The sequence below is a fragment of the Dapis hubbardiae BLCC-M172 genome, assembly GCF_050016015.1.
Taxonomy (GTDB): Bacteria; Cyanobacteriota; Cyanobacteriia; order Cyanobacteriales; family Microcoleaceae; genus Trichodesmium.
Map to the genome: position 1 here is coordinate 1 of NZ_JBNHEQ010000010.1, position 6,045 is coordinate 6,045.

The 6,045-nt window shown below is 35.9% G+C and carries 4 protein-coding genes and 1 riboswitch; of the genes, 3 read left to right on the forward strand and 1 reads right to left on the reverse strand.

Annotated elements, in window-relative coordinates; translation table 11 throughout:
* Positions 1-218: 218 nt before the first annotated feature.
* Positions 219-1,181, reverse strand: coding sequence for a hydroxymethylbilane synthase (gene hemC / locus ACP6PK_RS00925; RefSeq protein ID WP_426556965.1), 963 nt, complete (start codon positions 1,179-1,181; stop codon positions 219-221).
* Between the two features lie 607 nt (positions 1,182-1,788).
* Between hemC and ACP6PK_RS00930 the strand changes: the two genes are divergently transcribed.
* The 3 genes from ACP6PK_RS00930 (at position 1,789) to thiC (ending at position 4,964) form a co-directional block, all read left to right on the forward strand.
* A complete protein-coding gene (locus tag ACP6PK_RS00930; RefSeq protein ID WP_426556967.1) occupies positions 1,789-2,679 on the forward strand; it encodes a hypothetical protein in 891 nt (296 codons plus the stop codon).
* Between the two features lie 99 nt (positions 2,680-2,778).
* Positions 2,779-3,093, forward strand: coding sequence for a hypothetical protein (locus ACP6PK_RS00935; RefSeq protein ID WP_426556969.1), 315 nt, complete (start codon positions 2,779-2,781; stop codon positions 3,091-3,093).
* Positions 3,094-3,481: 388 nt separating this feature from the next.
* A riboswitch (TPP riboswitch) is annotated at positions 3,482-3,577 on the forward strand.
* A 7-nt stretch (positions 3,578-3,584) separates the two neighbouring features.
* A complete protein-coding gene (gene thiC / locus ACP6PK_RS00940; RefSeq protein ID WP_426556971.1) occupies positions 3,585-4,964 on the forward strand; it encodes a phosphomethylpyrimidine synthase in 1,380 nt (459 codons plus the stop codon).
* Positions 4,965-6,045: the final 1,081 nt, after the last annotated feature.

A 6,045-nucleotide genomic window follows, 5' to 3' on the forward strand; every position in this document is an offset into this window, starting at 1 on the left:
CGCCCCTACGAGGACTGAGGACTGAGCCAAAAACTCGCAACAAAGCCCAAGATACTGTTAGGGCTTCTATATAACTAATCAGATATTCTAATTTTTTTAGGGGCGAATTAGGTTTCTGTTGAAGTATCAAAAATATCACCTCAATATTTATTTTTAAACTCGCCCCTATAACTCAGATATCTCAGCCAAATATTCCAAGTTTATAGATAACTTCAAAATTAACTACGGTCAATTTCTGCCAAAATTGCATCTAAAATTTCTTGGGCACCTTGCTCTCTCAATTTTTTCGCTAATTCAATACCTATTTGTTCCGCATCAGAAGCAGCACCAGTGACAACATCTTTAACCAATTTCTTGCCATCTAAACTAGCAACTAAACCAGTTAAAGTCAGTTGTTCCCCTTCTATTTGAGTATTAACACCAATGGGAACTTGACAACCCCCTTCTAACTCTCTCAAAAAAGCACGTTCGGCATAACATCTATGAGCAGTGGCAGTATGTTCCAAACTCTTCAATAAATCTAGAATATCACTATCTCCCTCACGACATTCTATTCCTAAAGCACCTTGACCTACTGCATGAAGAGAAACTTCTGGAGGTATAACTTGATGAATGCGATCGCCCATTCCTAATCTATGCAAACCAGCAAAAGCTAAAATAATGGCATCATACTCACCAGCATCCAATTTTGCCAGTCTAGTATTCAGATTACCACGAACATCCTTAAATTCTAAGTGGGGGTAATGGTGACGGAGTTGTGCTAAACGTCTCAGAGAAGACGTACCAATAACAGCACCTTCTGGCAAAGTCTCAAGTTGTTTATCTTTGAACTTTTCATGCACTACCAAAGCATCTGCTGGGTTTTCCCGTTCGGTGACGCAACCCAACATCAAACCTTCTGGTAAGTTAGTCGGTAAGTCTTTGAGAGAATGAACTGCCAAGTCAGTTTTCTTTTCCAGCATTCCCACTTCCAGTTCTTTAGTGAAAAGTCCCTTATCCCCAATTTTTGCTAGGGGCACATCTAGAATTTTGTCCCCTTGGGTAGACATAGTTTCGACCTCAAATGTAATGTCTGGGAAATTTTTCTGGAGTTCTTCTTGCACCCAATAGGTTTGAACTAAGGCGAGTTGACTTTTGCGGGAACCGATCCGAACGGTACGAGTAGAGGCAGATACTGTCATTTTTTCTATTGAAATTAATAAATTTGGTCATTCTTTCTAGACTACCCTAAAAAGGGGCCTAAATCTTGAAAGTTAGAAGTCAGAAGTCAGAAGTTAAAAGTTAAAAGTCAAAAGCTAGTAGTGGCGTGACACAGCTAAAATAGTGGAAAACTTGTAGTAGACCGACACAGCTAAAACTCTGCATTAGGGCGGGTTTACTTAATCTTAGGGTGAATATGAAAATTTCAACTAAAATCCGCCCCTACTATTGCACAATTGAAAGTGTGTCAGTCCAGTAGGGTGCGTTAGACAGCTACAACCTAGACTATGAAAGGTATTTAACAATCTGTCGTAACGCACCATTTTAGATGTGTCGGTCCAGTAGGTCTAATTAAATGTGGAAAAAATTGTCGGGGCGGGTTTAACTGAAAGGCTTGACATAAGCGCTGTAGTCTACTAAACCCGCCCTACACTCATTACGTTTATTTATGCTCACCTACCTAAGATATTTTTAGCTAAAAAAGACAATAAGAATTTTAGGCGATATAGCTGCCGCTAGGCTCCGCCAACGCTTAATATAATTAAGCGTGAAATTATTTGTGAGATATTTACAGTGAATTGGTAAAAAATGACTCAAAAAGAAAGAGAAGTATTGGAAAAAATTGCTCAGGTTATGGAAAATTTGCCTAGTGAAAGTTTGTTGGCAAAATGTTGGACTGAGGAGCAAAAGGACGAATGGCAGAAACGCAGAAAGTGGAATATTTTAATTGCTCAAGCTTGGCGGGAAGAATGTAATTTAGTCAAAGGTGATGGTTTAGATATTGCTATTAAGAATAAAGAAATTGACAAACTTGAAAAATATGGAATTGAACTTTTTGTAGAATACTACCGTAGCTTATTGGAGATAGTTAAAATTGTTGAGCCTTATGTAGATTTTTTTCATTCATTTCTCCGATATATTGTTTCTACTGCTGATTGTTTATCTTTGCCATTGCCTCAGATTTTTCTTGAGTTTTTTAGGAAAATCTTAATTCAAGAGTATTCTTTTGATTCTCCCTACGAGTTATTTAGTGAAATTATAAAGGAAAACGAGGATGACATTTTCTCTGTGTGCTTGACGAAATCTTACCAAGAAGTATCTTTAAAAAAAGCAGAAATAGGAAGTCAATTAATTAGTAAGTTCTTATTTAAAGGGATGAAAAATGGTTTTTATTATCAACCGCAGAGTTTTGATGAAATTGAAGAGATAAAAAAACAGATAAAAAAACATTTTCCTTGGGTATATTTTTCTGCTTCATGGCAAGATATGGTAATTACTGTTAGTCAATTTGCTGTTGAAGACAAAATGTTAACTCAGGAAGCATTAGATGAGTTTAATGAATTAGCAATGGAAACTTGTAGATTAAATGGAACTGTTAGTCGAAAACGAAAATCAAAAACATGGGATAAGCGTCGTTCTCTGGCCTGGAAAAATGGCAAAAAAGCTTATGCTGAAGGTGGTGTATATAAATTTCCTTAACAAAACTTAATATCCAAAACACATTTCCTCTACCCCACAGATAAAGGCATTAAGTTGGAAGAGTCAAAGTTCACATCCAAGAAAACTGGAGAGAAAAAAATGTTGACTTCTAATACTCCAAAAACTCAACTATCCCAACCTGAAAATTTATCTGAAATGACAATGGAAAAAATGTTAGACAAAATAGAGGAAATTTGTAAATTAGCACTAAGTCTAATATTTGACCTAATTCACACAATTAAAAATACACGGCATCTATATCAAGATTTGCAGCATCAAATTCAACAACTTCAAGAGAAAGTAAATTATTTGGAAGTAGATAACCGCAATAAAGATGACAAAATTCAAGAATTAGAATGTTTGGCATATTTTGAATCTCCAAATGGAGATGCTATTTGTAACTCGCCATCTTAAATTGCCATCCAAATACTTAATAACTGTGACTATAAAAGTCATGGTTATTAGACTTTTTATAATTAGACAAAATAGAATAATTTTTGCAGAATATTTTTCAACTCTTAATTATTTTTTAGAATAATTTAATTTGTACAGGAACAAGGTAACATAAATAATCAACCTTCTTCCTTTTGTTGTCAATCATCAATTTCTTTTTAACTTTTAACTTTTAACTTTTGACTTATATAGAATCTGGTTATATAGTATATGTCTATAACTACACTTCAATATTCAATCTCCCCTACTCCCTCTCTCCCCCTACTCCCCTGCTCTTCCAACTATATAATAAGTATTCAACCAGATTTGATATTAATTACCCTCGATCCCAAAAAAATGCTATATTAAAAAGTTAAGCTAGGAGTGCCTAAATATTTAGGCTGAGAAATACCCTTAGAACCTGAGACTGGTTAATACCAGCGGAGGGAAGCTGTTTATTTAAAGGAAAAAATATGCGGACAGAATGGATCGCCAAGCGTAGTGGACACAACAATGTCTCTCAAATGCACTATGCTCGTCAGGGAATCATCACAGAAGAAATGGACTTTGTTGCCCAACGAGAAAATCTCCCTGCTGAGTTAATCCGCGCAGAAGTAGCTAGGGGTAGAATGATTATCCCTGCTAATATTAACCACACCAACCTCGAACCAATGGCTATTGGCATTGCTTCTCGGTGTAAAGTTAATGCTAATATTGGTGCCTCTCCTAATAGTTCTGATATTAATCAGGAAGTTGATAAACTGAAACTGTCTATTAAATACGGTGCAGATACCGTGATGGACTTATCTACAGGTGGCGGTAATTTAGATGAAATTAGAACTGCCATTATTAACGCCTCCCCAGTTCCTATAGGTACAGTACCAGTTTACCAGGCAGTAGAGAGTGTTCACGGCAGAATAGAAAATTTGACTGCCGATGATTTTCTTCATGTTATCGAAAAGCACGCTCAACAAGGTGTAGATTATCAAACTATTCACGCTGGAATGTTAATTGAGCATCTACCTTTAGTCAGAAGTCGTATTACTGGTATAGTTTCCCGTGGCGGTGGAATTATCGCTAAGTGGATGTTACACCACCATAAGCAAAATCCATTATACACCCATTTTGACGAAATCATCGAAATCTTCAAAAAATATGATGTTTCCTTTAGTTTAGGAGATTCTTTGCGACCCGGTTGTACTCACGACGCTTCTGATGAGGCACAATTAGCAGAATTAAAAACATTAGGTCAATTAACTCGTCGTGCTTGGGAACATGATGTCCAAGTTATGGTAGAAGGTCCTGGTCATGTTCCAATGGACAAAATTGAGTTTAACGTCAAGAAACAGATGGAAGAATGTTCAGAAGCACCTTTCTATGTTTTAGGTCCATTAGTAACAGATATTGCCCCTGGTTATGACCATATTACATCTGCTATTGGTGCTGCAATGGCAGGTTGGTATGGTACAGCCATGTTATGTTACGTTACTCCGAAAGAACATTTAGGTTTACCTGATGCTGAAGATGTGAGAAATGGGTTAATTGCTTATAAAATTGCTGCCCATGCTGCGGATATTGCTCGGCATCGTCAGGGAGCGAGAGATAGAGATGATGAACTTTCTGCTGCTCGTTATAATTTTGATTGGAACCGTCAATTTGAATTATCTTTAGATCCAGATCGAGCAAAAGAATATCACGACGAAACTTTGCCAGCAGATATCTATAAAACTGCTGAATTTTGTTCTATGTGCGGACCTAAATTCTGTCCGATGCAAACTAAAGTTGATGCTGATGCGTTGACAGAATTAGAGAAGTTTTTAGCAAAAGAAAAGGAAGTGGTAACTCAAGCTTAATAGCCACATTAATTCTGAAATAATTAGGGTGGGTAGGAAAAATTAATATTTGGGTTTAATTGTCGATCCTTTTATTTAAACCTACCCTAGAAACTTATATTTTTCTCTTTTGTTAAAGTTGGAATTATTGAGAATAAATAACTAAACTCCCCTAAAAAACAGGGGAGTTTTTAATTTTGAAATATGAAAATAAATTTCTGTAAAATTATCAGCATTTAGCCGTAAATTGAGAGTCTGCTAGGATGCATTAGGGGCTATCATAAGGAATATATTATCTCTAATATCATGTCCGGTTGAATAGTTATAAATAAACGAGAGAGTCCTCAGGAGTCGTAGGGGCGTTTGCGGAGCATTCCGGAACGGAAATGGCCATGTGCTAACGCAAAGCTCCGCTTTATATGTCGCTCCGCGTTAACGGAGTTGTGCGATAGCAAAACGCCCGTACAGAAGTCAGGAGGGAAGAAAGGAGAAAGAAAGTATAAAAAGAAGAAAGTTTTTTTTATCACTAATTATCCGGACATGATATAACAGAGTAGATTGTGCCGTAACGCAACGACTAAAATAAGTGCTATTTATCTGAATAATTAAACATTTACCCGCCCTACTCAATGGGTGTGCATTAGGGCGGGTTTATTTCAGCAATTAACAATGTTCATGTTGGCGACAGAAGTTTGCGCAGCATGACCTAGGAATACAATTAATCATTAATAATTACCCCGACTGAATAATTAATAATTATCTAGAGTAACACATTCATAATTTATAAAAGACTATCTCATGGTTCTTTATGGCGTTTCAATAATGGATAATTGATAATTACCTCTCTCTAAAAGGAAGAGGATTGAATAAAAGGAAAATTTTTTCTTGTTTCTCCTTGACAGGAGAGGCTTTAAACCTTTATTTTTCGGGAAATTAATTATTAATTATTAATTATTAATTATATTAATTAATTACAATGGGAGGCTTCAAGGCGTGAATTGTTGAATGAATAATTAATTGACTATCAACTATTAATTATTAATGATTCGTTCAATAATTGATAATTGATAATGGATAATTGATAATTACCTCTGGTTAAAAC

Excerpts from the sequence above, each read along its gene's own strand:
- hemC (WP_426556965.1), bottom strand. The coding sequence starts at position 1,181 with ATGACAGTATCTGCCTCTACTCGTACCGTTCGGATCGGTTCCCGCAAA.
- ACP6PK_RS00930 (WP_426556967.1), top strand. The coding sequence starts at position 1,789 with ATGACTCAAAAAGAAAGAGAAGTATTGGAAAAAATTGCTCAGGTTATG.
- thiC (WP_426556971.1), top strand. The coding sequence starts at position 3,585 with ATGCGGACAGAATGGATCGCCAAGCGTAGTGGACACAACAATGTCTCT.
- ACP6PK_RS00935 (WP_426556969.1), top strand. The coding sequence starts at position 2,779 with ATGTTGACTTCTAATACTCCAAAAACTCAACTATCCCAACCTGAAAAT.